Origin of the sequence: Halobellus captivus, assembly GCF_003697845.1 — an archaeon.
Lineage (GTDB): Archaea > Halobacteriota > Halobacteria > Halobacteriales > Haloferacaceae > Halorubrum > Halorubrum glutamatedens.
Genome location: NZ_RDQE01000004.1, coordinates 1 through 26,532 on the forward strand (window position 1 = coordinate 1; position 26,532 = coordinate 26,532).

A 26,532-nucleotide genomic window follows, 5' to 3' on the forward strand; every position below is an offset into this window, starting at 1 on the left:
TCCCGCCGCACGACCGGATCCAGCCCATCCTGCAGTTCGACGAGCGCGACGTGTGGGACGCGTTCTGGCAGGTCGTCGTCCCCGAGACGGTCGAGGAGTTCCCCGAGGAGGGGTACGTCCCCGAATCGGCCGAGGACCTCCCCGAGGGCGTCTCCCAGGAGGACGTGCCGATCTCGCCGAAGTACTTCGCCGGGTTCCGCTCGCTCGGCAGCGAAGTGAGCACGGAGAAGACCACCGGCGAGCCGGCCTGGCTCCAGGACCTCGAGAACACCACCGAGCGCGCCGGCCGCGCCCAGGACAAAGAAGACCTCATGGAGCGGCTGCGCGACCTCGGCTACATGTAATCGTCGGCACCGAGCCGGAACGATCTCGGCGCGCCGAAGCCGTTAGATCCGCTATCCTCGGCGGAGTGCATCCGGGATCACGATAGAGCCCTGTAGACGCCGTCGTTCCGCGATCACAGCACCGAGAGCGGGGATCCACGCCGACGGATCAGTTCGGGGTTCTTTCGAACCGCCTCGCCGATCGATCCGGTGGCGTCGACTCGATCGACGATATCGACGATGAGCGCCGTCAGATTACACTTATCGGAGAGAAACTCGGTTCGTTTTCGCTCCCAGACCTCGTCCGTGTCCGATCGGGTGAGCAACTCCTCCGCGGTCGAGACGACCGGGTCGAACTCGGCGAAGTTGTAGACCAGACCGGCGCGTTCCAACTGCTTGAAGTTCCCCATGTCCCCGTCGCCGACGAAGGAGTTGGAGCGTATCGCGGGGGTTCCGAGAAGGGCGGCCTCGGTGATCATCGTCTGGGTGTCCGCGATCAGGAGCTCGGCCTCGGCGAGTGCCTCGTGTATCAGCGCCGGATGTGCGTCGTAGGCTCGTGCGGCGCTCCCGTCGAAGTCGAGGACGCCCGTCTCGTCGGAGATGAACACCGTCGCATGCTCGGAGATCCGATCGATAAGCTCCCGCTTCTGTTCGGACGTGAAGCCGCGGCGGCCGACGTCGTGGTGGCCGTTGAACGCGTTGAACCGGATCAACACGAACGGGTCGTTTCCGACGTCCAGCTCCGCCCGGATCGTCCCCGTGCTCGTGTAGACGTCCGGATGGAGGTACGCGGTCTCTTTGAACCCGTCGAACGTGTAATGTTTCTTCCCCAGGTCCCGCGTGAACGACTCGGGCGTCAGGAGTGCTTCGACAAACGGGGAGACCGACAACGCGACGTACTGTATCGCTATCGGCTCCGAGTCGGTCACTAGGACGGTAGGCGTCATCGATACCGTCCCGGCGAACGCCGAGTAGACCCCCATTCCGAACACGAGGTCGAGGTCCTCCTTTCGAACGATCCGATGGATGTTCCGGAGGTGCTTCGGGAGCTTGAAGAACAGGTTCCGCTTCGCGTTGTCCACGTTCGCGTACACGTAGTGATCGATGCCGAAGTACTCCAGGAGATCGAGCGCGCAACCGTCGTCACGCGCGAACACGACGACGTCGTGGCCGTTCTCCTCGAGTTCGGTGATCGCGTTTCGGTACAGGTGGACGTGTGCGGGAGTGTTGGTGAATATGCCGACGCGCATCAGTTCGAGATAGCTTGGACGGTCGAGGGTATAGTTACGGAGAATCTACCGCGAACGGACCGACCCGTCGGGCGACCGGGTCATGGCTCTCGTCGGCCGTGTGCCGTCGTTCGCACGAAAGACTGCTCGTCGTTCCGGTCACGGGACGAGTCACGTTCTCGGCCCCGTATCGCTGCGAGTCGGCACCGATCTCGATCGTTCGGGGCGAGGTTAACGCCTGCGTATCGGTCGGATCGGATGGCTCACACGGCGGTCGCCCGCTCCATTCACGTATATGGACGTGCTAACTAAACTCGTCACGCACTGCTAGAGAGTAATGGATCGCCGAGCGCTGTTGGGTTCGCTAGCGGCGGGGTTCGGTGGATCGCTCGCCGGCTGTGGCGGACGAGCGGAGGACCGGGAACCGGAGGATCGACCGAACGGAACGAAACCGAACGGCCCCAAGTCCTCCGACCCTCCAAGATCCGAGTCCACCGAAGCCGAGCCTCGGACCGAGTGGGAGCGGCTCCAGGAGGAGTTCGGGTTCGAGGAACGTCTCGACGCGGTAGAGGATCTCGGATGGGATCCCGAGGGAGAACGCCGCATCGATCCCTGGCTCGTCAGGAGCTTCGAACGCGACGCACTGATCGAAGTCCCGCCGGGACGGTACAAGATCGCCGGATCGATCTCGGTCGAGGAGCTGTCGAACTGGGGACTGGTCGGCCTCGGAGAGGAACGGACGGACGTGAAGTTCGTCACGACCGAAGGCTCCAGAACCGCGTTCAGGATAGAGGAACGGGGGGCCGACCTGCTCTTCGAGAACTTCTCCTTCGATCTGGGAGAGGAGTTCGACCGAAGCATGGGAATGACGCTGTTCATCGACGACAACCTCCGGATCCACAACGTCGAGAAGGCCGGTGCGAACCCGACGACCGATCCGAACGGCGTGAGCGCACTCCTCTTGAGCGTCGTAAACCCGGAGGGTCGGGCCGTCGTCGACACGTTCGTCCGAAAGGGGCCACAAGTGTTCGAACCGTATCCCGACAACGAACTCTGTATCTACACCGGTCTCGCACACGAGGGAACCATCACGTATCGAGATCTCGACATACGGAACGCCGGGGAGAACGGCATCTACGCGTCGAAGTGTCCCGGCGACGTCCACGTCGAGGGTGGATTCTACAAGAACAATCGAAACGACGGCGTCCGTATATCGGGAGAGGGGTCCTACGTAAAGGGCGCGACCGTCGTCATCGATTCGGACGACTTCCATCCCGACAACCGGGGCGTGAAGGAGAACATGCGTGGAATTCGGATGCAATCCGGAAAACACGGATACTCGGGCGGACTGATCGAGGACACGGAACTCGAGCTCCGATCGACGTTCATAACACAGGCGCTCGTACAGATCGCTCACAACCAGGGCAGTATGACGATGCGGGACTCCACCCTGCGAAACTGGACCGACTCCCCCTCGTTCCGGGCGACGGCTCCCTCGAGTTACGTTGATAGACCTTGGAACGTGGTGTTGGAGGACGTGCAGTTCTCGGAGTACGGACGGAGGGAGTCGGCCGTCAAGATCATGGGGCGACCGGACTCCACGCTTCGGAACGTTTCCATCGTTTCGGAGAGGGATTTCGGGGCACGTCGAGGGTTGGACGTCGTTGACTGCGGCGGGACCGTCTTCGAGGACGTGACCGTTCGAACCAACGGTGTCCCGCTGCGTATCGAACGGCCATCGGTCTCGCTCGAGGACTACTCGATCGAGTTCAGAGGAGGCAACGAGTTCAGCATGAACAACGAACTGGCCGTCGAGGAGACGTCCCGTTTCGACATCGGTGAGATGACCAGTCTCGATCTCACCGACGATCGAACCGTGTTCCCGTTTCGAGACGTCGACGACGACGTGGCCGCGGTGCTGGTCACGAGCGTGGACGACGACACCGTTCGATTCGGAGATCTCCTCGGATGAGGACGCCGTTCGTCTCGGCGCGCGTCGAGCGAACCACCCGTGTTCGTTCGTCATCTACGGCCCGTGACCATTCCGTCCCATGACGCGATCTCCTGACAACGAGTCGCTACCGAGTGGTGCATGAGGGAAGTCGAACTCGGTTAATACTCCCTTAACTCACTCTAATCGGACCGTACAGTCGATTCGTTCTCGGTTCATCGATCGCTGAAAGTCAGTCTGAAACAACTGAATTCGCATGAAATTCACGGACTACTGGATGATTATGTTAAGAAATACTTAACGTAATTAATATATAAATAACGGTTGCGATGGATTCGAAATCGGATCACGGAGAACGCGAGAACAGCTCCGAACGGCCGAAAAACGGGGGAGCCGTCCTCCTCGATCGGCGGAAGTACCTTCGACTCGGCGCAGTGGCCGTCGGGGCCGTCGGAACTGGGACCGGTACGGCCCTCGCCTCGTCAACCGGATCTGCGGAGCGCAACGGCATCGAGTTCGGGAGGGTGTTGAACGCGGACGAGGACCTCGGGATCGCCGACGGCGATCGGGTTGATGAGGTCCTCGGCGGCGTCGCGAACGAGGGAGACGCGCTCGTACGGTTCCCACCCGGTGAGTACCTCGTGGGCGACTCGGTGCGGCTCCGCGCCGATGATTTCGGGATCGAGAGCACGACGGGGGACCGCGAGGACGTCGTGTTCAAGCCGGTGTCCGGGACCGATCCGATCATGTTTGAGCCCGACCGCGACCAGTCGGGCTTCTACGTCGGATCCGTAACGCTCGACCGCCGCGACGAATGGGACAGCTCAATGACGTTAATGCGCGGGATCTTTTCCGATAAGGTCTACGTAACGGACCTCCTCGTCAACGGATGGGCGCCACACGGCGGTGAACAGCTGCTCATCTTCAGCATCACCGATCCTGAGGGCTCCGCGCTCGTCGACGGGGTGACCCGCAGAGGACCGAGCCAGTTCCCGGAGTATCCGAGCACGACGCTCACGATCTTCAACGGCCCCTCGTCCAAGGGGAGCATCACGTATCGGAACCTCGAGATCCACAACGCCACCGAGTCCGGGATCTACGCGGGAAAGTCGTATGGACCCATCCGCGTAGAGGACAGCTACTTCAAGAACTGTTCGCACTCGGCGGTCCGCGTTACCGGAGAGGACTCGTGGATCAAGAACACGACCGTCGTCATGGATCTCGACGATCTCCATCCCGACGCCGAGGTCAAAGACCCGAAGGGTATCCAACTGAACCGCGGTATCTGGGTTCAGAGCGGGGACCACGAACACAACGGACCGCTCATTGAGAACTGCGACATCAGGATAAATAGCGCCGAGAATGGTATCGCTGGAATCATGAACAACGACGACTCCGGCGGGATGACCGTCCGAAACACGCGCGTCGAATGCAATCAGGACGGTATTTATCCGGTGTTGATCCAGGCCGAAGCGACAGAGAAGGCCGGGACCCCGTACGAATCGGTCCTCGACGACGTCTCGGTTACCGGCTCCGGAAGTGGACGGCCGGCCATCGAGATCCGGGAACGCGACGGGACGACGGTGAAAAACAGCTGTATTCGGATGCCCAACACGGACGGGATCCGGTTCGAAGGGACTTCTGACGCGACCCTCCAGGACACGAACGTGAACGTTGGCGGACGGGCGACGATGTTCGAGAGCGCGGACGTCACGACGACCAATCTCACCTCGGACGAGAGCTGTCCCGCACCGGCTCTCGACTCCTGGCGGGACGACGGCTCGGATTCGACGGAAGAGACGGATACGAGCGACGAATCCGATTCCGCCGAGGAGGACTCCACAGAGGAGGACTCCACCGACGGTTCCGGATCCGAACCCGTGACGAGCGGGAACCGGGTCGTGATCGCGCAGACGCGGGAGGGCGAGGTGGTTCGGTACGATCTGACTGCGAGCGAGGGACTCGAGAGCGGGGAGTACGCGACCGAGGAGCCGGAGGGTGATACCGCCTCCGGACGTACCGGGAGGCTCCGTGGCGTCGACGACTTCCACGTCGACGGCCATCTCACGGCGTTCTCCGGCAGCAACCTCGACTACGCGACGGTCTACTTCGCGGACGACGGCGTCGAGTTGGAGGTCGACAACTACGTACTCCAGAATCCCGAGGACCTCCGGGAGGCGGACCCTACCGTCCTCGGCGAGAACGTCCTCACCGTCGAGTCCGACGACGATACGGCGATCGACTACGAGTTCTCGGCGTCGGGCGACGTGGTGCCCGGAGCCACCGGCGACGGGGCCACTATCGAGGACGAGGTTGCGAGCGGCTCGACGACGGACCGCTCGGCGTTCCACTTCACCGGCTCGCTCGACGAGGTCGCCGTCACCGACCCCGACACGGTCACCGTCACAGTCAACGGCGCCGTCCTCGACGGCGACGACCTCTCTACGCTCGGCGGAACGAGCGAGGATCAGGAGACCAGCGGGAATCGGGTCGTGATCGCGCAGACGCGGGAGGGCGAGGTGGTTCGGTACGATCTGACTGCGAGCGAGGGACTCGAGAGCGGGGAGTACGCGACCGAGGAGCCGGAGGGTGATACCGCCTCCGGACGTACCGGGAGGCTCCGTGGCGTCGACGACTTCCACGTCGACGGCCATCTCACGGCGTTCTCCGGCAGCAACCTCGACTACGCGACGGTCTACTTCGCGGACGACGGCGTCGAGTTGGAGGTCGACAACTACGTACTCCAGAATCCCGAGGACCTCCGGGAGGCGGACCCTACCGTTCTCGGCGAGAACGTCCTCACCGTCGAATCCGATGACGACCACGCGAGCGGGTTCGAGTTCTCGGCCTCGGGTGACGTGGTGCCCGGAGTCACCGGCGACGGGGCCACTATCGAGGACGGGGTAGCGAGCGGCTCGACGACGGACCGCTCGGCGTTCCACTTCACCGGCTCGCTCGACGAGATCGCCGTCACCGACCCCGACACGGTCACCGTCACCGTCAACGGCGCCGTCCTCGACGGCGACGACCTCGCCACGCTCGGCGAGGAGGACGACCTCCCGAACACGCTGAGCGTCGTCGGAAACGGCGACGCAACCAGCTACGAGTTCACGGTCTCCGGGGAGATAGCCGCCGGGAGCAGTTCGACCGACGACGTCGAGGACAACGTGTCCGACTCGAGCGCCGAGGGAGCGATCGAGGACGGGACGCACGTGTACGGCTTCTCCGGCGTGGTTACCAGCCTCACGGTTACCGGCGGCGTCGAGGTGTACCGCAACGGCGAACTGATCGGGAACACCGACGGTTCGGAGGAGCTCAATCTCATGGAGTTCGACGGCTCGAAGAGCAACGAGGTCTGTTCGTATCAGTTCTCGGCGTCCGGGGAGGTCTCGAAGAGCGACGAGCACTCCACTCAGGGGGCCGGAAAGTGGGACTCGCTGGAATCGAAGGCCGACGAGGACTCCGTCGTCGGCATCGTACACAGGGGGGTGGACGCGTACTGGTTCACCGGATCCATCGACGAGCTCGAACTCCGCGGATCCGCGGTCGCGACGTTCCGGACCATCGAGTGAGGGCCCCAATCCCTCGTCGATCTCTGGACGAGGACGTAGCGCTCGATCGTCCGAGGGCTCACACCGGTGAAACCACGCCCGTGGTCGGTCTTACGCCGAGGTTTACCTCCCCGGCCGATCGAGATGCGGGCGGGTAACGAAGTTCCCGCGCCGGTTGGGTCGGTTCGAACGTCGTCTCCGGGCATCGGGGACGCTCCGCGTTCGAAGCCAATGGAACCATCCACCGAACACGCCGATCCGACGCGGACCACGGTCCCCGACGGATACGAGTTCGCGCTGTGTCTGACGCACGACGTCGACAGGCCGTACAAGACGTACCAGGCACCCTACGCCGCACTCTCCGGGGACCCGCTGTACCATCTCTCATCGCTTCGACCGAGCGTCGAGCCGTATTGGCAGTTCGAGGAGATCATGCGACTCGAGTCGGAGCTCGGCGTTCGGTCAGCGTTCTACTTTCTCAACGAACCGAGCCTGTTCGAGAGCCAGCCCCTACGGGAATGGGTACGGCCGGCGAATCTCCTAGAACACGCGGGAAGATACGATCCCACCGACGCCGAGATCGCATCGATCATCCGTCGACTCGACGAGGGCGGGTGGGAGGTGGGACTCCACGGGTCGTTCCACTCCGCGACCGATCGGGACAGGCTTGCCGAGGAGAAGGGAACACTCGAATCGATCCTGGAACGCGAGATCAACGGCGGTCGACAACACCACCTCAAACTCTCCGACGAGACGTGGGAGTATCATCGAGACATCGGGTTACGATACGACTCCAGCCTCGGCTCCAGTTCCTCCGTGGGGTTCTCGCACGGGTACGACCTCCTTCGTCCGTTCGGCGATGAATTCGTAGTGTTCCCGCTTACCGCGATGGAGGTAGCGCTACCGGATCCGAGTGAGGACATGGACGTGGCCCGCTCGGTCTGTGCGAACCTCGTCGATGAGGCCGCTTCCGCCGGTGCCGTCATGACGGTGCTGTGGCATCCGCGGTACTTCAACGAACGCGAGTTCCCCGGATACCGCGACCTGTATCGATGGGTGATCGAATATACGCTTGATTCCGGTGGATGGGTCGGAGCGCCAAACGAACTCTTGGACGCCACCGATTGACGTCCTTCCACGCTGAAGGGTGAGGCGTTCCCCTGGACTTTCCGTGAAGTCCCTCGGGGCTTGTAATCGAGGTGTTCGGCCTCGTCAGCCTGTAGACGTTCGGTTCGAAGCGATCTCGTACGTCGGATCCTCCTTCGTGTCGTCCGAGAGCCTCCGTCCGCTCGGAGCGAGGCAAGCGAACGAGTAGATGGGGTAATCACCCTGCTCGTTTTCATGCCGACCGGTCTTTCCGGGCAATGGGCGTTCTCGGGTATCGGGTGTATAACGATGTGGAGAGTCCCTGTACCCGACGTAGGGATGGTCGCCGACAGAAACGGAGAACCATTCGAGTTCAGATGAGATATCCTACGACGACCGCGGTCGAACGGACGTATTCGGTGGCGATAACACGTCCTGGGAACGTGAATTCCTCCGGGAAACTGGTCACGGGTTCCGGCAGACTCGAGGGGTGGACGAGAATGTACAGCGGCGCACATAGAACGGTGAGCAGGCGATGATTACGAAGGCCCAGGTATATGCGAACACCGCGAATTACTTCTTCCGCTCGAAACTGCGACAGTCCGAGTTTCCGATACCCGTTGGTGAGGACGTTGGCCCTGTGAGGGAGGATCAGCTTGATGCAGTCCTGTCACAGTACGATGACGAAGTCGTGTTCGTCCATGTCGGACTGAGCGATATCAAGACTGCATTCCAAACGGATCCCTACCACTTCTTGTTGAGTAAGCTCGACAGTCATTTCGAAAGCGTTCTGGCCCCCGGATTCACCCCTTCATTCAGGTCCTCCGGTATTTATCACAAGGAGTACTCGAAACCGGAATACGGAACGTTTTCACGTCTGTTCTTGAACGATGCGAACTATCGGACGGACGATGCGATCCACTCTATTCTCGTTCGTGGTGACTACCGGTTCTCCCAATACGACCATCACGACAGTTTCGGGGAAGACGGCTGTTGGAGTAAACTCGACGAGGAGAACGTTCTCTACATGAACATCGGGACGCCGTGGATCGTTAGTACACAGCATCATTACATCGAACACAAAGCCGACGTTCCGTATCTCGAACGTAGCGCACATGAGGGAGTGATCTATTACGACGAAACGGATTCGGCGACGGTTACACAGTACAACTATCGATACGACGACCCAAGTAAGCGGAGTGCGAGAAAGATCGCTGGCTATCTCAGAGATCAGGACGTTCTATCCTCATATCGTTTGAACGGACTAAAAATACGGTTCTTCAGGGCAGGCGACTTACGACGTTCGCTCATGCACAGGATCGAGTCGAACCCATACTACCTCATCACGTGATGGCTGAACCAACCGTAAAACCGACCGAAGGTAGCGTTACCGAGCAACTGCTTGAAAATACGCTTCGGTACGCTCTGGAGCGTGAGTACAGGGGGTACGACTACTGTGACGGGTTAAGCAGTCGAATACTCCAAACACTCCCTATCGAAAACAAGTGGGTGAATATCGGATTTCAGGAGGTAGCAAAGCGGTCACCTATCAACATTCGAGCACCCCTGCTGATCCCGAAGCGACGGAGCTTCAAGGGGTCCGGACTGTTCGTTATGGCCAACGTGACGGCGTACGAACTGACTGGACGGAAACTGTACCTCGATCAGGCGGAGATGCTCGTTAACTGGTTACTTGAAACGAGACGTGAGCAACCGTTCGGATGGGGACATAACCACGACATTCAAACGCTCAACACCACCGTTGAGCGCAACACACCCAGTATCGTCTCGGTCACGTACATCACGCTAGGGATATTGGAGTTCGCAAAACACCGCGATACTGAGGCGTACGCATTGATCAAAGAACACGTGCCGGACCTACTGTTTGATACGCTCGAATACAGCGAGTGTCGCGCCGGTGCTCGCATCAAATACAAATCGACCCAGCAAGACGGTGTCTATACGATCAATGCGAACGCTCTCGGCGCGCGGCTGTTGATGGAACTGTATCACGAATTCGAAAACGTGACGTACCGCGACCGGGCCGAGTTGATTCTGGATTACGTGGTCTCCCAGCAGACGTCGATCGGCGGATGGAAATACACCGATCCTCCATCCGCGTCGCACCTCTCAATGGATAGCCATCACAACGGTTTCATTATCGAATCGTTACTCCGATACGGAGAGTTGACTGACTCACGGCGATACGAGTCGGCGCTCACCGAAGCCCTCTCGTTTTATAAAAAAACGTTGTTTCAATCAGATGGCACTCCGAACTGGGACGAGAAGCGGCAATATCCACGAGACATCCATGCTGCCGCACAGGGGATCATCACGTGTAGCTGCGCCGGTGACGTCGAATTCGCGAGCAAAATATTGGACTGGTCGCTTGGTACCCTATATGCCGGCAACGGACAGTTTCACTATCGAAAACAGCGATATTATACGAAGGAGTTCACGCTGATGCGATGGTGTCAGGCGTGGATGTCGTATGCGCTCTCGATCTACGCTCGCGAGAAGTATGTCTCGACGCAGGTGGACGTACGCACAGAGACGGGAGACGGAGATTCGTGAGTTCAATCGTGGGCAATTGACTCGGAGTCGAGGAACGACACGACGCCATCGACCACCCGCTCCGCCGCGTGACCGCCGCCGTACAGCGGCGGCTTCTCCGGAAGCTCGTCCGTCCGTCGGAGCGCTCGGCGGATCTCCCCGCTGTCGGCCCCGACGAGTTCGTTCCAGCCGGCCTCGACCGTCTCGACCCACTCCGTCTCGTCGCGGAGGGTGATACATCGGGTGTCGAGGTAGAACGCCTCCTTTTGGACCCCGCCGGAGTCGGTCGCAACGCGCTCGGCGCCCGCCAGTAGACCGAGGAAGTCCACGTATCCGACCGGATCGGTAAGCGTCAGCGCGGCGATCGTCCGTTCGAGGAGGTCGTGACGTTCCAGCGCGTTCTTCGTGCGAGGATGTAACGGAACGACGATCCGACGTGGCGACGACGCCAACCCCTCGACGATGGCGGCCAGCCGCTCGGGGTCGTCCGTGTTGGCCTGCCGGTGGACCGTTGCGAGGACGTATTCGCCGCGATCGAGATCGAGGTCGTCCAGCACCGTCGCCTCCGCGACTGCACGGTCCCGGACTCGAAGGACGGCATCGTACATGACGTCGCCGGTGACCGTCACGCCGTCGGTGATCCCTTCCCCGGCCAGCGTCCCGACCGCTCGCTCGGAGGGGACGAAAAGCAGGTCGGAGCAGCGGTCCGTGAGCACCCGGTTCACCTCCTCCGGCATCGACCAGTTGCCGCTTCGGAGTCCCGCCTCGACGTGCCCGACCGGGACGTCCCGTTTCGCGGCGACGAGGGCGCCGGCGAGCGTCGAGTTGGTGTCGCCGTACACCAAGACCAGATCAGGGTCCTCCGACTCGACGACCGCGTCGAGCTCCCGGAGCATCGCGGCGGTCTGGACGGCGTGGTTCGCCGATCCCACGCCGAGGTTGTACTCGGGTTCAGGGATGTCGAGTTCCTCGAAGAACACGTCCGACATCCCGAAGTCGTAGTGCTGTCCGGTGTGGACGAGCACCTCCCGAGCTCGCTCGCGAAGCAGCCGTGACACCGGAAAGGCCTTGACGAACTGCGGTCGCGCGCCGACGACGGACAGCACCGTCGGTTCGTTCATCGGATTCCCCGGACGTCGTCCGGCCGACGTGGTTCCATGGCTCTCGAAGCGATACCCGGATCGTTCGGCGACCGGCGGAGTCGCACGGGGGACGACGAGTTGCGTGTTCCGTCTCGCATCGATCGTGGGATCGGTCGCTCCCGAGGTAGTTCATCGGCGGCTAACGGGCCCGGTGTCGCGGTCGGCCCCGCCTCCGCGGCGGCTGGTGCAGTCGATTCCGCGGTTCGGGACGGGTCCTACGGGCGGTCCGCGTTCGGGGGACGATCCGTGGGGGTGGCCCGTCCTCGTGCGGTTCGCCCGGTATCGGGACGGTTTCCGGTCGGCTCTTCGGCCCGACCGCGTTAGGAGTGACATTACATTGTGCCGATCTCTGGTCACAACGAGTCAATGGAACGAACGACGCCGTCGCGCGCCTCATCCGCGAACACCCGATCCGCGTCCGGCCGTCACTTCGCTCGATGAGTCCGCTGGATAAGCTGCGGGCGCTCGTCGAACGACTGATCCCCGGCGGGGGGACGGCGGAACGCACCGTCAAGAGCGCGGCCTGGCTGGCGAGCCAGAACGTGGTCGGACGAGGACTCCAGCTGGCGTTTCTCGCCATACTTGCCAGGGTCATCGGTCCCGGCGAGCTCGGTCTCGTGGGTATCGGGCTGTTGACCCTGAACGCGACGAAGAAGTTCACGACGATAGGCCTCAACCACGCGCTCATTCAGAAGGTGGAAGACGACATCGACAGTCACCTCAACACGACGTGGATGCTGGAGATCGGGCGGGGATTGCTGATATCGTCCGTCCTCCTTCTCGTCGCGCCGTTCGTCGCCGGATCGTTCTTCGGCGAACCGCGAGCGATCCGGTTGATACAGGTCCTCGGGCTCTCGCCGCTCCTACTCGGGTTCCGGAACCCCGGGATCGTGTACTTCCAGAAGGACCTCGAGTTCCATAAACAGTTCGTTTACAAGATCGGCGGGGACACCGCTCAGTTCGTCGTGGGGGTCGGGTACGCGATGATCCACCCGACGGCGTGGGCGTTCGTCTTCGCGTTCGTCGCCGCCGACGTGATGAAGCTCGTCATCTCGTACACCATCCACGGCTACCGGCCGTATCCGTCGTTCGACGTCGACGTCGCCAAGGAGCTCATCGACTACGGGAAGTGGCTCACCGGCTCGTCGATACTGTACTTCCTCTACAGCGAGGGCGACGACGTCTTCGTCGGCTGGTTCCTCACGCCGACGGCGCTCGCGTACTACCAGTACACCTACCGGTTCTCCAACGCCCCGGCGACGGAGCTGACGCAGGTGATAAACAGCGTGATGTTCCCCGCGTTCTCGAAGCTCCAGTCGGACGAGGAGGAGTTGCGCAACGCCTTCGGAAAGACGCTCCGGATGGCCTCCCTCGTCGCCTTCCCGTCGGCGATCGGGATCGCCGCCGTCGCTCCCGAGTTCATCCTCACCGTCTTCGGCGAGGAGTGGCTACCCGCCGTGCCCGCCATGCAGGTCCTCGCGTTCTACGGATTGATGCGCGCGATCGCGAAGACGTTCGGTCCCGTGTGGGAGGCGATCGGTCGTCCCGACTACGTCACGAAGATGTCCGCGCTGCGCGTCGTCCTCATCGCCATATTCATCTATCCGATGACCGACGCGTTCGGCATCGTCGGGACCGCACTCACCGTGACGGGAATCTTCGTGTTCCCGATGCTCCCGCTCGACGTCTACATCACGTCGCGCGCCATCGACATACCCATGCGGTCCATCGCTTACGAGTTCGTCTACCCCTTCCTCGCGAGCGTGCCCATGGGACTCGTCGTCTGGTATCTGGGACGGGTCTCGCCGTTCGGGTCGCTGGTGAGCCTGATCCTCCTCGTGGCCGTCGGCACCGTCGTCTTCAGCGTCAACGTCCTGTTACTCCAGCAGGTAAGCGAGTGGAACGTGACGACCAACTTCCGGCGCATCTACCGGAACCTCGCGGCGTGACTCCCGTTAACAGCAACGTTACAATGTCTTCCCCGGCGCACCCTCCGCCATGTCGCTTCAGGCCGACGGACGGCTCCAACTCGACCACGAGTGTATCGACGACGACCCGCCGGCCGCCCGCATGGGCTTCTGTCTCACCACGGACCTCACGGGTAACGGTCGTCCGGACGTGATCGTCGGCGCCGTGGGCCGGAAGCTCCCCGTGACCCTCCCTATCCTGAGAAAGCGAATCAACCTCGGGAAGCTCTTCGGCACCCGCGAGCTCATCGACCGGCTCGAGTACAACGTCTTCTGGTACGAGAACCCCGGCTGGGAACGTCACGACGTCGCGCGATCCCCCGAGCTGTCGGTCGGAGCCGCCCTCGGCGACATCGACGGCGACGGCCGGGTCGAGCTCGTGACCGGACAGAACGTCAACCGACACGAGCTCTACTGGTTCGAGCAGGCGGCCGACCCGCGGGACCGCTGGACGCGCCGGCTCATCACCGACGACTTCGAGAAGTACCACGACGTGGCGGTGGCCGACGTGGACGACGACGGCGACCCGGAGGTGCTCGCGCTCTCACAGGAGAGCGAGGTCGTCTTCTACTACGACGTTCCGCAGGACCCGCGGCTGGAGTCGTGGCCGGTCTCGAACAGACACGTCGTCGCCGAGGACCTGAACGTCGAGGGCGTCCAGGTCCTCGACGTCGACGGGGACGGCCGAACCGAGATCGTCGCCGGGACGAACGTGTTCCACCGGAACGACGACGGATCGTGGGACCGCGAGGTCGTCGCGGAGGGATGGGAGTGGACGCGGGTCGTCGCCGCGGACGTCGACGGCGACGGCGACCCGGAACTCGTCGTCACCGAGGGCGACCTCCCCTACCAGGGCGACCGACGCGGGCGGCTCGGCGTCTTCGATCCGCCGGAGTGGGACCTCACGGTCCTCCACGAGGACCTGTCCAATCCCCACTCCCTCCAGGTGGCCGACCTGGACGACGACGGCGACCTCGAGGTCTTCGTCGCCGAGATGGGACTGGAGGAGGGACACGATCCGCGGCAGTTCGTGTTCCGGAACCGCGGCGACGGGACGTTCGGCTCGGAGCTGGTCGGCAGCGGCGTTCCGACCCACGAGGCCAAACTGGTCGACCTCGACGACGACGGACGGCTCGACGTCGTGGGGAAGGGGTACGCCCATCGGACCGTCGACGTCTGGTACCGGTCGTGACCGACCCCCTTCGGAGTCGTTCCGATCCGTCACGTCGTCGCTTCGACCCTCCCCGCCGTCGCTCCGATCCCTCCCGTCGTCTTCCGCGATATCGGGGAACGCGCTGCGGGTCCGACGGGAGCCGGTCACTCCTCGGGGTCGTCGGGCGTCGGAGCGGAGCCGTCGACCGCCTCGACGCCCGGCATCGTCGCGACCTCCTCCCGGGTTCCGACGTATCGTCCGGTCGAGACGGACTCCTCGAACGCCTCGATGCTCTCGTACTCGCTGACGGTCAGGACGCGCCCGTCCTCGACGAGAAACACGATCTCGGTGGACCCGTCCGGAAGCACGTACTCGTCCCCTTTCACCGGGTCCTCTCGGCTCGGCTCTCGACTCATACCGCCCCTTCGAGCGGGGGCCATTTCAATAGTCGCGCCGGAACCCGGTACCGAGCGGCTCCGGTGGGCCGTTCCGTCCGGTGTGGTCACGGTCGGCACGGCGGGGATACCGCGGTCTCCTCCTCCCGCCGTCGGCGGGATCGTGCCGGGACGCCGAGCGGTCGAACGAGCGGGTCCCTCGTCACGAGGGCGGACTAGATCCATGTGGCCCTGGGGACACCTCGCGCTCGCCTATCTGCTCTACTCGCCGCTGTACCGCTTGCGGTACCGAGCTCCCCCGACGTGGCCTGGCCTGGGGCTGCTCGTCGTGGGGTCTCAAGCGCCGGACCTCATCGACAAGCCGCTCGCGTGGACGCTCAACGTGCTCCCGACCGGTCGATCGCTCGGTCACTCGGTCCTCCTCGGGACGGCCATCGTCGCGGTCGTCGTCGTCGTGCTTCGGCGGCTCGACCTGCCCGGATGGCCGTTCGCGTTCGGGTACTACACACACCTCCTCGGCGACTCGATCCGACCCGTCCTCGACGGACGGTTCCACGACCTGGCGTTCCTCCTGTGGCCGGTGGTGTCGCAGGCGCCGCCGGCCGAACCGAAGACCGGGATCCTCCGGTATCTCCTGGACGCTCGACTGGAGGGATCGGTGGTCGTCGACCTCGGCCTCGCGGGCGTCGCGCTCGCGCTGTGGCTACTCGAGGGGGCACCCGGGGTCCGGGGGCTCTGGAACGCGGTACGCGGACGGCTCGTCCCGACGACGGAATAGCGCCTCCGCCCCGGAGACCCGTTAGACGGTGCATACTCATGTGGAGTCTTATCGGACGTATCCCATGAGCGAGGATCGTAGCGAGGACCGTCCCAACGTCGTCTGGATAACGCTCGAGAGCGTCCGAGCCGCGAACGCGTCCGTGTGCGGATACGACCGGGAGACGACGCCGAACCTGAGCCGGATCGCGGAGCGGCCGGACGGGGTCTCCTTTCCGAACTGCTTCTCGCAGTCGATGTGGACGCCGGCGTCGAGCGCCTCGATCCTCACGGGGACGTACCTCTCCGAACACCGCGTCGGATACGACGGGAAGGCGGAGGAACCGCTCCCCGAGGACGTCGCCACGCTCCCGGGACTCCTCCGCGAGCAGGGATACCGAACGGCGTGTCTCACGCCGAGCTCGTACCTCAGCGAAGCCACGGGGCTCGACAGGGGATTCGAGAGACATCACCTCTTCCTGCTCCGAAAGGCGTTTCACGACGCCGAGACTCGCCGTGGAGCGCTCCGATACCTCCTCCGCTCCCGAAGCTACGGTCCGGGGTTCTCCCTCAACGTGCGAAAACACAACCAGACGTACGTCATGCAGGAGACGCTGAAACCGTGGCTGGACTCGCTTTCGTCGGACGACCCGCCCTTCTTCCTCTACACGCACTGTCCGAACCCGCACCTCCCGTACACGCCCCCGCGAAAGTGGATCGAACGCTTCACCGACGACATCGCGTACTCGGCGCGCGAGGCGCTGGAGCTGTCGCTGGAGACGTACGACAGCAGGGACCGGATGATCCAACGGATCGCCGACGGCTGCCCGTTCACGTCGGACGAGTGGGACGCGCTCCGGGCGATGTACGACGCCGAGATCGCGTACGCGGACGAGTTCGTCGGCACCCTGTTCGACCACGTGCGGAAGCTCGACGCGGGAAAGACACTGTTCGTCGTCACTGCCGACCACGGTGACCTGTTCGGCGAGCAGGGGATCCTCGGCCACAACCTGGTCCTCCACGACCACCTGACGAACGTACCCATGGTCGTCTCGGGGCTCGACGGGATCGCCGGGGCGCGCGACTCGGTCGTCCAGCACGTCGACGTGACCCGCACCGTCGCGGAGCGGCTCGGGGTGAGCCACGAGCAGTTCAGCGGCGTCGACCTCCGGGAGACCGCGCCGGACTACGCCCTCAGCCAGCGGGGCGTCCCCCACTTCGACGAGTACCTGGAGGCGGACCCGGAGTTCGACGTCTCCCGGTACCACGAGACCCCGGTGACGGCGCTCCGCACGGACGAGTTCAAGTATCTGAAGGGCTCGGACCGCACGGAGCTGTTCGAGCTGCCGGACGAGGAGACCGACGTCGGCGACGAACGACCGGCGGTCCGCGACCGGCTCGACGGGCGACTCGAGGACGCGTTCCACGGGATGACCGTCCGCGACGGGACCCACGAGAACAACGGGACGGCGGAGTACTCGGCGGCCATGGAACAGCAGCTCGCCGATCTGGGTTACCTGTGACGGCGGACGAACGGGGTCGGGTCCGGTTCCGATGCCCGTCCCGCTAGCGGTGAACCGTCCCGGTGGCGGGGAACCGTCCCGCTAGCGGAGACTCCCTCGTTACCGGCGTCCGGAGCCGATGGTGTACGTCCGATGGCCGGTATCGCCGACCGAGTCCCGCCCGTCGACGACGAGGACGTCGTCGAACCCGTCCCACTCGATCGCGTCGAACTCCTCGTGCGGGGTGACGACGACGACCGCGTCGGGGTCCGTTCGAACCAACTCGGACACGTCGACGGGCTCCGCGCCGAACGACGCGATCGCGTCGTGGTCGAGCAGCGGATCCGATGCGAGGGTCTCCGCGCCGCGGTGATTCAACTCGGCGATGAGCGGCCCCGCAGGGGTCGCTCGCGACTCCTCGACGCCCGGTCGGTACGTGACGCCGAGGACGAGGACGCGCGCGCGGTCCATCGGCGTGTCGCGTTCGCCGAGCTCCCGCTCGACGATCCGCGCGGTGAACGCCGGCATCGAGTCGTTCACCTCCCGGGCCATCCGGAGAAGCGGGGTCGGCTCCGTCACGCGGCTCATCACGAAGTACGGATACCACGGGATACAGTGGCCGCCGACCCCCGGTCCGGGGTCGTGGATGTCACAGAACGGCTGGGTGTTCGCCGTCTCGATGGCCTCCCTGACGTCGATCGCGAGGTCGTCGGCCAGCGTCCCGAGCTCGTTCGCGAGGGCGATGTTGACGTCGCGGTAGAGGCCCTCGAACAGCTTCACGGCCTCGGCCGTCCTCGCGTCCGAGGCGCGGATGACCTCGTTGTCCGTGACGTATCCGTAGACGATCTCGGCGATTCGGGCGCTCTCGGCGTCGACACCGCCGACTACCTTCGGGTACGCGCCCGTGATGTCCTCGATGGCCCGGCCGCTCGACGTGCGCTCCGGACAGAACGCGACGCCGAACTCGTCGGCGTCGAGCCCGCTCCGCTCGACGAGCGTCGGCACGACCCGGTCACGGCACGTTCCCGGGGGAACGGTGCACTCGACGAACACGACGTCGCCGGGCGAGAGCCCGTCGGCGACGGATTCGACCACCGCGTCGACGACCGACAGGTCCGGCTCCTTCGCGTCGGTGACGGGAGTCGGGACGATGACGACGTGGACGCTCGCCGCGTCCGCCGCGGCCCGCGCGTCGCTCGTCGCGCGGAGCTTCCCGTCCTCGACGAGGCGGGTAGTCAGTCCCGGGAGCTCGGGCTCGCGGTCCACGTGGCAGTCGCCCCCGTTGAGCGACTCGACGACCGACTCGTCGACGTCGACGCCGATCACGTCGCCGACGCGGGCCGCGTAGACCGCCGCCAGCGGGAGCCCCATCTTCCCGAGCCCGTACACCGCGACCGAGGCGTCCCGTCCCTCGATAGCGTCCCGGACCTCGTCGTCCGGGCCGGCGCCGTACAGCGGCGTCGACGCTCCGACCTCGGCCATCCCTCCGGCGCGTCGAGTCATCGGTTCACCCCGGAGGTGACTCGACCGTCGAGGTCGGATCGGACGCCGTCGTTCCCCCGTGCACGCTCGCGGACGGCGTCGGCCAGCTCTATCGCGCGGATCCCGTCGGCTCCCGTGACGCGCGGGACGGTCCCGTTCGCGACGGCCTCGACGAACGACTGGAGCTCGAAGCGGAGCGGCTCCCCCGACTGTATCATCGGCCGTTCGGTGATCCCCTCGTGTTGGTAGCGGACGTTCCCCTCGACTTTCATGTACTCGGGCCGGGACTGACGGTGGATCTCCAGGTCCTGCATGAGATAGTCGAGCTCGATGTAGCAGCTCTCCGCGGTGATCGTGAGATCGCGAACCTTCTTCTGGGTCACGCGGCTCGCGGTGAGGCTGGCTTCGGTGCCGTCGTCGAACCGGAGCTGTGCGTTCGCGTGCTGTCCGTCCTCGGTACAGAGCGCGTTGATCTCGACGACCTCCCCGGGGACCAACGAGCGAACCACGTCGAGGTCGTGGATCATCAGGTCGTGGACGACGTCGTCGTCGATCGACCGCTCCGCGTCGGTCGGCGGACCGAGCCGCCTGGCGTCGATCGCGATCGGCGAGACGTCCTCCACGATCCGTGACAGCTCCGCGACCGCGGGGCTGAAGCGCTCGATGTGACCGACCTGAACGGTCACGTCGGCCTCGTCGGCCCGACGAATGAGTTCACGGCCCACTTCGGGCGAGTCCACGAACGGCTTCTCGACGAGGACGTGGACGCCGGCGTCGATGCACGTGCCGGCGACGTCCGCGTGGTACTGCGTCGGAACCGCGACGGACGCCGCGTCCACGCGGGCGATCAGTTCGTCCACGGCGTACGGCGTCGTCCCGACGTCGGCCGCGACCGTCTCGGCCCGGTCGAGGTCGGCGTCGGCGATCCCGACGAGACGGGCACCGGGTAGCTCCGAGTAGACGCGGGCGTGGTTCGCGCCCATCGAGCCGACGCCGATCACGCCGACGTCGACGGTCATACGATCGCCCCCGCGGTGGCCTCGGCGATCCTGTCGAGGTCCGACTCGTCGAGCTCCGGGTGGACGGGAAGCGAGAGGACCTCCTCGGCGCACGCCTCCGCGACCGGATACGACCCCGATACGTCGTCGTACGCCGGCTGCCGGTGTATCGGGATCGGGTAGTAGACGCCCGTCCCCACGCCCCGGTTCGAGAGGTGCTCCCGGAGCGCGTCGCGGTCCGACACCCGGACCGTGTACTGGTGGTAGGCGTGTTCGTACCCCTCGGGTTCGACCGGCGTCGTGACGTCGGGAACGTCGGCGAGACGCTCGGTCAGGCCGGCGGCGTTCCGCCGTCTCGCCCGAACGAACGCCGGAAGCCGTTCGAGCTGTGCGCGCCCGATCGCCGCGGCGAGGTTCGTCATCCGGAAGTTGTGTCCGACCGACCCGTGTTCGTAGCCGCTCGTCCGACCGTGGTCGACGAACCGGCGCGCTCGCTCGGCGACCGCGTCGTCGTCCGTGAGTATCATGCCGCCCTCGCCGGTGGTCATGTTCTTCGTCGGGTAAAACGAGAAGCACGCGGCGTCGCCGAAGCTCCCGACGCGTCGTCCGTCGTAGGACGCGCCGTGTGCCTGTGCCGCGTCCTCGAGGAGCCGGAAGTCGTACTCGTCGGCCAGTTCGGAGAGTCGTTCGACGTCCGCGGGGAGCCCGTACAGGTGGACGGCGACGACGGCGTCCACGCGGTCGCCGTCGCGGAGTCTCGCCTCCAGCGCGTCCGGATCGACGTTATACGTTCGGGGGTCGACGTCGACGAAGTCCACCTCCGCGCCGGCCAGTCGCACCGCGTTCGCCGTGGCGATGAAGCTGAACGGCGTCGTGAGGACCCGGTCGCCCGGGCCGACGCCGAGTCCGACGAGGGCGGCGTGGAGCGCGGTCGTCCCGTTCGTGGTGGCGACCCCGATATCGGCCCCGCAGTAGTCCGCGAACGAGGCCTCGAACTCGTCGACGACCTCGCCTTCGGCCAGCATTCCGGAGTCCAGGACCGCCTCGACGCGACGCTTCTCCTCGGCTCCGATCGTGGGATCCGCGATGGATATCATCGGATCACCGGATCCGGTTTCCGCCGGTCAGTTCCTCGGGGAGGGGCTCGATGCTCGCCGGGCAGCCGACGGCCAGCGTCTCCGGCGGGACGTCCCTCGTGACGACGGCCCCGGCCGCGACGAACGCGCCGCGACCGATCGTCACGTCGGGAAGGACGGTCGCGTTCGCCCCGATCGAGACGTGGTCCTCCACGGTCGGTCCGTTCAGCTCCGACTCCGTTCGGACCGGGGTCGGGTCGTTCGTCAACACCGCGCCGGGACCGACGAAGACGTCGTCGCCGATCGTCGTGTGGGAGGGAACGTACACGCGGCTCTGGAGGCTGACGCCGGAGCCGACGGCCGTGTGGCCGTCGATGACCGTCTTGGTTCCGACGAGCACGTCGTCACCGATCTCCGTCTCCTCACGAACGAGGACGTCGTGACCCGTCCGAAACCGGTCACCGATCACGACGTCGTGGTATAGTATCGTCCCGGATCGAACCGTCGCGTCGTCGCCGATGACCGGATCGGCTCCGTCGCCGTTTCCGAGCGTCACGTCCGCGGCGATCTCCGCGTCGCCCGACACGGTCATGGACGCTCCTCCGCGTCGGCTGCTGGTTGACTGTCCATTTCGTCGACTGGTACCGACCAGCGACGTTTCGTTATGCCCCGGAAAAACCCGCGTAGTAGCGACCTAACCGGACGACGGCTCGAACCGCCGTCCCGTTCGTCACTCCGTGGGCGGTTCGGTCCCGATGTCTTCGGTTTCGTTCGCCTCGACGTCCCCGGTTTCCCCCGTCGACGCCGACTCCTCGTCCTCGACGAGCGCCGAGAGCGGGTTGTCATCGATCTCCAGCGGCAGGTCCACACGAGCGCGCCTCCGGACCGACTCCCACGAGGCGAACGGCAGTTCGGCGGCGTACAGCGACCGCTCGCCGCTGATGACGGGATCCCGGTCCTCCCGTAGCGCGTCGACGACCTCCTCGATGGCCCGTTCGACGAACGACGTGAGCGTGAGGGCGTTTCCGTCGCCGACCGGTGCGCGTTCCGCGAGTTTCGCCAGCCCGAGCCGGAGCTTGCCCGGAGTCGGTCCGTGGACGTTCTCGCTGACGTCCACGGTCGTCCATCCCCCGCCGTCGGTTCGATACCTGAGCGGCGGCCCGTCCTCCACGCCGATCTCGATCGCGCCGTCCGCGCCCCGAAGCCGCATGTAACACCCGGTGAAGTCGCTCCCGGTTCCCGGCTGCTCGCCGGTGGTGGCCAGGCCGTTGACGCCGCTCTCGGTGCGCCACTGCGCGAGGCCCTGGCTCTCGTTTCGCGTGCCGAACCACTCGTTCTCCTCGCTGAAGTCGGCACCCGCCAGTACCCACTCCACGGGCGACCAGTCGGCGAAGTAGCCGGACAGGTCGAACTGGTGAGTACCGGCGTCGTAGAGGTTCACCTCGCCGAACTCGATCCGCCGTAGCTCTCCCACGGTCCCGTCGTCGAGGAGGGACTTCGCCCGCGTGAACGGCGCTCCGAAGCGCCGCTGGTGGTTGATCGTGAGCTGGACGTCCGCCCGTTCACAGGCCTCGACCATCCGTCGGCAGTCGCCCCACGTCGTCGCCATCGGCTTCTCGCAGTGGACCGCGATGGGGACCCCGCTCTCGGCGCAGTCGACGACGATGTCGGCGTGGATCGCCGGGGGGACACAGACGCTCACGACGTCGGGTTCCGCCCCCGCCAGCATCTCCTCGTAGTCCTCGTAGACGTGTCTCGACGGGATGTCGAACGTCTGCGCGAACGCCTCGGCGTTCTCCCGGACGATGTCGGCGCAGGCGACCAGCTCGACGCCGTCGAGTCGCCGATACCCCGGCGCGTGACGGTACGCCATCGCGTAGCCGGTCCGGTCGCGTTCGTCCGGGTCAGCTCCGGTTCCGATGATCGCGGCTCGCAGTGCCATTACCGAACCGTGCCGGCGACACGGGCATCACTATGCGTCCGTTAATCGCGTCGGTCCGATCCCGGTGCCGGTTTCGGTCGATCGGTTCGGGGGGATATTCGTCGGTTAACTCCGCGATACACCGGTAAACCCGGCCATACCTTTGTGATCGCCAAGCGTCCTCACCGCAAGGGTACGTCTCAATGGTTTTCAACCCCGATCGGAGCGTGCGAGTCCAGGTGGCCGGCGGGCCCGACGGTTCCGAGCGTGACGGGACTTCCGCGGACGCGTCGAGCGTCTCGCGCCGGTCGTTCGTCCGGATCGGCGGGACCGCCGCCGGAGTCCCGCTCCTCGCGGGTGTGGCGGGCGGGGAGTCGGACGCGTCGGGAGCGGCGACGGACGCGTCCGACACGGAGGCGGACGCCGCAGAGCAGTGGACGGTCGTCGCGCTCCCGGACACGCAGTACTTCGTGGTAAACGATCGGTGGTATCGCTTCGTGCTCGACCAGATCGACTGGATCGTCGAGAACGCGGACGCGGAGAACGTCGTCTTCGTCACACACGAGGGCGATATCGTCAACGAGGGCAACGAACCGACGCAGTGGGTGTGGATGGACGTCGCGCTGTCGGCGCTGGACGGGGTGGTCCCCTACAGCACGCTTCCCGGGAACCACGACTACGCCGAGACCGGGGTCCGACGGTCCGGTCTGGACAAGTACACGGCGTACTTCGGCGCGTCGCGGTTCGCCGACTACGAGTGGTTCGGCGGGACCGGGCCGGGCGACGAGGAGGCGAATTCGTACCAACTGTTCTCCGCGGGCGGGTACGACTTCCTCCACCTCGCACTGGAGTGGGAACCCCGCGACGTGACGCTCCAGTGGGCACAGAGCGTCCTCAACCGGCATCCCGAGCGTCCGACCCTGCTCACGACACACTCGTACCTCACGGACGGCGACGCCGAGCGGGACACGAGGGGAGACGAAGAGGAAGTGGGCGAACTGAACCCCGGACGAACACGCTACGTCCAGGAGGCGGACGGCGACGGGAACCACGGTGAGGCGGTCTGGCGGAAGCTCGTCGAGCCGAACGCCCAGGTGTTCATGGTGCTCGGCGGTCACTATCACGAGAACGACGGCGAGTACCACCAGACGTCCGAGAATCGGGACGGACTGCCCGTCCACGAGATGCTCGCCAACTATCAGGACAGATACGGGACCGGGTTCGGCCGGCTGCGACTTCTCACGTTCGTGCCCGACGGCGGCGAGGACGCTCCCGATCGCGTTCAGGTACATACGTACTCGCCTCACCTGGAAGAGTACGAGGCCGACGACGACAGCCACTTCTCCTTCGACCTCGACTTCGAGGACCGGTTCTCGACGTCCCTGCCGTCCCGGTCGCCCGGAGACGTCGACGACGACGGCGACGTGGACGACGACGACGTCGAACTCGTCCAACGGCACCTCGCCGACGGGGACGTCGAGATCGACCGGGAAGCTGCGGACGCCGATCGTGACGGAGAGATCGACATCACGGACGTGGTGGAGATCGCGAACGAGCGGGGGTCGAGATGACCCGGCCCGTCGGGTCAGCGGGACGGCGGTCGGCGGTGACGGCCGCCGTCACGGTCGCGCTCCTCGTCGGCGCGATCGCCTCGAGCGCCGGCGTCGTCGCCGCCGCCGACGCGTCGATCTCGATCACGGGTGCCGACGGCGGAACCTCGCTCGAGGGCACCGACGGCGACAGGTTCGACCTGACGGTCGCCGCGAACGCGACGAACGTGTCCGCCTACCAGGCCTCGCTCGCCTTCGATCCCGAGGTCGTGGAGGTCGTCTCGGTGTCGGGGACGGACGACTTCGACGATCCGGTGGTGAACGTCGACGAGGAGAACGGCCGGGTCGCGTTCAACCAGTACCGTTCGTCGACCGTCGTCGACCCGCAGCTCGCGACGCTGACCGTCGAGATAGTCGGGAGCGGCGGGAACTGGACGTCCCTCTCGTTCGTGAAGCCCGAGACGAAACTCTCCGACGACGTGGCTCGGGAGCGGGGGATACGTCGGTTCGACGGCCTCACGGTCACCGCGGTGTCGGAAGCACCGACGACCGAAGCGGTCGCGCCGGGGTTCGGGGTGACGACCGCCCTCGCCGCGGGCGTGACGCTCTACGGGTACCTGTACTGGAGACGGGAATAGGGCTCGACCGCGGTTGGCATCGGGAGGGGAGAGGATACGTCTCTTGACGGACACGTCGTCTCGGCGTCCGGCCTCGTCTCGTCGCTCACGTCCCGTCGGTCGCGTCGGAGAGCGACTCGATGCCGTCGACGACCTCCCGATCGATCCCGTCGGCGTGCCACTCGGAGCTCCGCGGGATCGCCGCGCGGTAGGTGTCGACGTCCGCGAACAGCTCCCGGAAGACCGCCTCCTCGGCTGCGATCACCTCCTCCAGCCGTTCGGTGAAGGACGGACCGGGACACAGCGCGTCGTACGCACGGAAGTACTCCTCGAGGAGCTCGTTCCACTCGTAGTAGCTGATCGCGTTGACCGCGTCGACGATCCGGTCCGTCGACGCCTCCTCGATCGCCACGTGATCGCTTCTCGGTGCCGCCCCGAGAACCACGACGTTGTCCACGGTTGACTCCGCGACGTGGTCGGCGCGGGGGAACACCTCTCCGACCTTCGTGAAGCTCCGATCGTTCCCGGTCAGGTACTTCCGGTTGAGGAAGTCGACCCCGGTGTGGAGGAGACTGGCGTTCGAGTCCACGTTCAGTTCGATGAACTGGCTCACCTCGTCTCGGATGCGGTCCCGAACGTCGTCGTGTCGGACGTCGAGTTCGGGGAACGACCGGAGGTTGTACGGCTGGAGGTTCACCGACAACGGATATCCGAGGGCGGTCCCGTCCGCCCCGACCCAGAGTCGGTCGTCGGAGAGGTAGCCGGATCCCTCGTGCAACAGCGAGAGGAGCGTGTTCGTCTTTCCCCCACCGCGCCAGGCGGGGAACACGGTCGTCTCGCCGTTCAACTCGACGCCGGATCCGTGAACGAGCGCGTAGCCGTCCTTCACGAGCGCCTCCCTGATCCGGAACTCGACGGGATAGGTGGCGAAGAACGGCTCCCAGTCGGGCGAGACGTAGACGTGTTCCCATCCCGGATCGACGGCCATGTACTTCGACCCGTTCCGGACGACGAACCGGTCGCCCGTCCACCCGTAGTGCTCCCCGGGATCGCCGAGGACTGTCTCCGATTCGACGTCCTCGGTCGTCCGTTCGATCACTACGTCCGGCTCGCGGTCCGGGTCGTCGACCTCGAAGTGGTCGAACATCGTGTAGAACTGCCCGGTCGAGCGCCCGCCGTCGCCGCGCACCTCAAGCAGTACCGCTCCGAAGAAGTCGTAGTGTCGGCGTTTCATCTGGCCGTATCGTCAGGCGAGTGAGTCAGAACTCGATACGTCGACC

The 26,532-nt window shown here is 64.9% G+C and carries 20 protein-coding genes and 1 pseudogene; 12 read left to right on the forward strand and 9 right to left on the reverse strand.

The annotated features are described in order from the left end of the window. A pseudogene (locus tag EAO78_RS05420) lies at positions 1–344 on the forward strand (phosphoadenosine phosphosulfate reductase family protein); the annotation flags it as partial. Between the two features lie 113 nt (positions 345–457). Here EAO78_RS05420 and EAO78_RS05425 read toward each other — a convergent pair. Beyond that, positions 458–1,573, reverse strand: a complete 1,116-nt coding sequence (locus EAO78_RS05425; protein ID WP_238987626.1) for a hypothetical protein — start codon at positions 1,571–1,573, stop codon at positions 458–460. 316 nt (positions 1,574–1,889) lie between these two features. Between EAO78_RS05425 and EAO78_RS05430 the strand changes: the two genes are divergently transcribed. From EAO78_RS05430 to EAO78_RS05450, 5 genes are all read left to right on the forward strand, one after another. Next, entirely contained in the window at positions 1,890–3,524 is a 1,635-nt protein-coding gene (locus tag EAO78_RS05430) for a hypothetical protein (RefSeq protein ID WP_122104843.1), read from the forward strand. Between the two features lie 308 nt (positions 3,525–3,832). Further along, the gene (locus EAO78_RS05435) at positions 3,833–7,075 is read left to right on the forward strand and encodes a right-handed parallel beta-helix repeat-containing protein (protein WP_122104844.1); all 3,243 of its coding nucleotides are present in this window, start codon (positions 3,833–3,835) and stop codon (positions 7,073–7,075) included. A 210-nt stretch (positions 7,076–7,285) separates the two neighbouring features. Beyond that, the gene (locus EAO78_RS05440; protein ID WP_122104845.1) at positions 7,286–8,182 is read left to right on the forward strand and encodes a polysaccharide deacetylase family protein; all 897 of its coding nucleotides are present in this window, start codon (positions 7,286–7,288) and stop codon (positions 8,180–8,182) included. A gap of 493 nt (positions 8,183–8,675) precedes the next feature. After that, complete coding sequence (locus EAO78_RS05445) at positions 8,676–9,491, forward strand: AAC(3) family N-acetyltransferase (protein WP_122104846.1); 816 nt, start codon at positions 8,676–8,678, stop codon at positions 9,489–9,491. Next, positions 9,491–10,714, forward strand: coding sequence for a glycoside hydrolase family protein (locus tag EAO78_RS05450; RefSeq protein ID WP_203227835.1), 1,224 nt, complete (start codon positions 9,491–9,493; stop codon positions 10,712–10,714). Before EAO78_RS05445 ends, EAO78_RS05450 begins: the two co-directional genes overlap by 1 nt. Positions 10,715–10,716: 2 nt before the next feature. On the opposite strand, the gene wecB is transcribed toward EAO78_RS05450, so the two are convergent. Next, positions 10,717–11,814, reverse strand: coding sequence for a non-hydrolyzing UDP-N-acetylglucosamine 2-epimerase (wecB, locus tag EAO78_RS05455; protein ID WP_122104847.1), 1,098 nt, complete (start codon positions 11,812–11,814; stop codon positions 10,717–10,719). 458 nt (positions 11,815–12,272) lie between these two features. Between wecB and EAO78_RS05460 the strand changes: the two genes are divergently transcribed. Both EAO78_RS05460 and EAO78_RS05465 read left to right on the forward strand, forming a co-directional pair. Further along, entirely contained in the window at positions 12,273–13,784 is a 1,512-nt protein-coding gene (locus EAO78_RS05460; protein ID WP_238987627.1) for a lipopolysaccharide biosynthesis protein, read from the forward strand. A 49-nt stretch (positions 13,785–13,833) separates the two neighbouring features. Beyond that, positions 13,834–14,994 (forward strand): FG-GAP repeat domain-containing protein, encoded by a 1,161-nt coding sequence (locus tag EAO78_RS05465; RefSeq protein ID WP_238987628.1) that lies wholly within the window; start codon positions 13,834–13,836, stop codon positions 14,992–14,994. A 125-nt stretch (positions 14,995–15,119) separates the two neighbouring features. Here the strand turns inward: EAO78_RS05465 and EAO78_RS05470 are convergent, their stop codons facing one another. Beyond that, positions 15,120–15,371 (reverse strand): hypothetical protein, encoded by a 252-nt coding sequence (locus EAO78_RS05470; protein WP_122104848.1) that lies wholly within the window; start codon positions 15,369–15,371, stop codon positions 15,120–15,122. A 202-nt stretch (positions 15,372–15,573) separates the two neighbouring features. Between EAO78_RS05470 and EAO78_RS05475 the strand changes: the two genes are divergently transcribed. Together EAO78_RS05475 and EAO78_RS05480 are read left to right on the forward strand one after the other, a co-directional pair. Further along, on the forward strand, positions 15,574–16,128 hold the full coding sequence (locus EAO78_RS05475; RefSeq protein WP_122104849.1) for a metal-dependent hydrolase: 555 nt from the start codon (positions 15,574–15,576) through the stop codon (positions 16,126–16,128). Positions 16,129–16,192: 64 nt separating this feature from the next. Further along, positions 16,193–17,629, forward strand: coding sequence for a sulfatase (locus EAO78_RS05480; RefSeq protein ID WP_122104850.1), 1,437 nt, complete (start codon positions 16,193–16,195; stop codon positions 17,627–17,629). 99 nt (positions 17,630–17,728) lie between these two features. Here the strand turns inward: EAO78_RS05480 and EAO78_RS05485 are convergent, their stop codons facing one another. The 5 genes from EAO78_RS05485 to EAO78_RS05505 all read right to left on the reverse strand — a co-directional run bounded on the left by EAO78_RS05485 (position 17,729) and on the right by EAO78_RS05505 (position 23,106). Next, positions 17,729–19,111: a nucleotide sugar dehydrogenase gene (locus tag EAO78_RS05485; RefSeq protein ID WP_238987629.1), complete on the reverse strand. Its 1,383-nt coding sequence runs from the start codon at positions 19,109–19,111 to the stop codon at positions 17,729–17,731. Then, entirely contained in the window at positions 19,108–20,109 is a 1,002-nt protein-coding gene (locus EAO78_RS05490) for a Gfo/Idh/MocA family protein (RefSeq protein ID WP_122104852.1), read from the reverse strand. The genes EAO78_RS05485 and EAO78_RS05490 overlap by 4 nt, the downstream gene beginning before the upstream one ends. Then, positions 20,106–21,185, reverse strand: a complete 1,080-nt coding sequence (locus EAO78_RS05495) for a DegT/DnrJ/EryC1/StrS family aminotransferase (protein WP_122104853.1) — start codon at positions 21,183–21,185, stop codon at positions 20,106–20,108. The genes EAO78_RS05490 and EAO78_RS05495 overlap by 4 nt, the downstream gene beginning before the upstream one ends. A 4-nt stretch (positions 21,186–21,189) precedes the next feature. Further along, positions 21,190–21,756 carry an acyltransferase gene (locus EAO78_RS05500; RefSeq protein WP_122104854.1) on the reverse strand — a complete coding sequence of 189 codons (567 nt, stop codon included), beginning with the start codon at positions 21,754–21,756 and terminating at the stop codon, positions 21,190–21,192. 138 nt (positions 21,757–21,894) lie between these two features. Further along, positions 21,895–23,106, reverse strand: a complete 1,212-nt coding sequence (locus EAO78_RS05505) for a Gfo/Idh/MocA family protein (protein WP_343032404.1) — start codon at positions 23,104–23,106, stop codon at positions 21,895–21,897. A gap of 206 nt (positions 23,107–23,312) precedes the next feature. Here EAO78_RS05505 and EAO78_RS05510 point away from each other — a divergent pair, with 206 nt between their 5' ends. After that, on the forward strand, positions 23,313–24,656 hold the full coding sequence (locus tag EAO78_RS05510; protein ID WP_162498050.1) for a metallophosphoesterase: 1,344 nt from the start codon (positions 23,313–23,315) through the stop codon (positions 24,654–24,656). Continuing rightward, positions 24,653–25,273: a cohesin domain-containing protein gene (locus EAO78_RS05515; protein ID WP_122104856.1), complete on the forward strand. Its 621-nt coding sequence runs from the start codon at positions 24,653–24,655 to the stop codon at positions 25,271–25,273. The genes EAO78_RS05510 and EAO78_RS05515 overlap by 4 nt, the downstream gene beginning before the upstream one ends. 85 nt (positions 25,274–25,358) lie before the next feature. Here the strand turns inward: EAO78_RS05515 and EAO78_RS05520 are convergent, their stop codons facing one another. Beyond that, positions 25,359–26,486 (reverse strand): hypothetical protein, encoded by a 1,128-nt coding sequence (locus tag EAO78_RS05520; RefSeq protein WP_122104857.1) that lies wholly within the window; start codon positions 26,484–26,486, stop codon positions 25,359–25,361. Positions 26,487–26,532 lie beyond the last annotated feature (46 nt).

What these genes read in the sequence shown, in the direction of transcription:
- EAO78_RS05515 (WP_122104856.1), top strand. Translation starts at nt 24,653, where the DNA reads ATGACCCGGCCCGTCGGGTCAGCGGGACGGCGGTCGGCGGTGACGGCC.
- EAO78_RS05485 (WP_238987629.1), bottom strand. Translation starts at nt 19,111, where the DNA reads ATGACTCGACGCGCCGGAGGGATGGCCGAGGTCGGAGCGTCGACGCCG.
- EAO78_RS05495 (WP_122104853.1), bottom strand. Translation starts at nt 21,185, where the DNA reads ATGATATCCATCGCGGATCCCACGATCGGAGCCGAGGAGAAGCGTCGC.
- EAO78_RS05520 (WP_122104857.1), bottom strand. Translation starts at nt 26,486, where the DNA reads ATGAAACGCCGACACTACGACTTCTTCGGAGCGGTACTGCTTGAGGTG.
- EAO78_RS05470 (WP_122104848.1), bottom strand. Translation starts at nt 15,371, where the DNA reads ATGAGTCGAGAGCCGAGCCGAGAGGACCCGGTGAAAGGGGACGAGTAC.
- EAO78_RS05475 (WP_122104849.1), top strand. Translation starts at nt 15,574, where the DNA reads ATGTGGCCCTGGGGACACCTCGCGCTCGCCTATCTGCTCTACTCGCCG.
- EAO78_RS05465 (WP_238987628.1), top strand. Translation starts at nt 13,834, where the DNA reads ATGTCGCTTCAGGCCGACGGACGGCTCCAACTCGACCACGAGTGTATC.
- wecB (WP_122104847.1), bottom strand. Translation starts at nt 11,814, where the DNA reads ATGAACGAACCGACGGTGCTGTCCGTCGTCGGCGCGCGACCGCAGTTC.
- EAO78_RS05430 (WP_122104843.1), top strand. Translation starts at nt 1,890, where the DNA reads ATGGATCGCCGAGCGCTGTTGGGTTCGCTAGCGGCGGGGTTCGGTGGA.
- EAO78_RS05505 (WP_343032404.1), bottom strand. Translation starts at nt 23,106, where the DNA reads ATGGCACTGCGAGCCGCGATCATCGGAACCGGAGCTGACCCGGACGAA.
- EAO78_RS05445 (WP_122104846.1), top strand. Translation starts at nt 8,676, where the DNA reads ATGATTACGAAGGCCCAGGTATATGCGAACACCGCGAATTACTTCTTC.
- EAO78_RS05480 (WP_122104850.1), top strand. Translation starts at nt 16,193, where the DNA reads ATGAGCGAGGATCGTAGCGAGGACCGTCCCAACGTCGTCTGGATAACG.
- EAO78_RS05425 (WP_238987626.1), bottom strand. Translation starts at nt 1,573, where the DNA reads ATGCGCGTCGGCATATTCACCAACACTCCCGCACACGTCCACCTGTAC.
- EAO78_RS05435 (WP_122104844.1), top strand. Translation starts at nt 3,833, where the DNA reads ATGGATTCGAAATCGGATCACGGAGAACGCGAGAACAGCTCCGAACGG.
- EAO78_RS05490 (WP_122104852.1), bottom strand. Translation starts at nt 20,109, where the DNA reads ATGACCGTCGACGTCGGCGTGATCGGCGTCGGCTCGATGGGCGCGAAC.
- EAO78_RS05450 (WP_203227835.1), top strand. Translation starts at nt 9,491, where the DNA reads ATGGCTGAACCAACCGTAAAACCGACCGAAGGTAGCGTTACCGAGCAA.
- EAO78_RS05440 (WP_122104845.1), top strand. Translation starts at nt 7,286, where the DNA reads ATGGAACCATCCACCGAACACGCCGATCCGACGCGGACCACGGTCCCC.
- EAO78_RS05460 (WP_238987627.1), top strand. Translation starts at nt 12,273, where the DNA reads ATGAGTCCGCTGGATAAGCTGCGGGCGCTCGTCGAACGACTGATCCCC.
- EAO78_RS05500 (WP_122104854.1), bottom strand. Translation starts at nt 21,756, where the DNA reads ATGACCGTGTCGGGCGACGCGGAGATCGCCGCGGACGTGACGCTCGGA.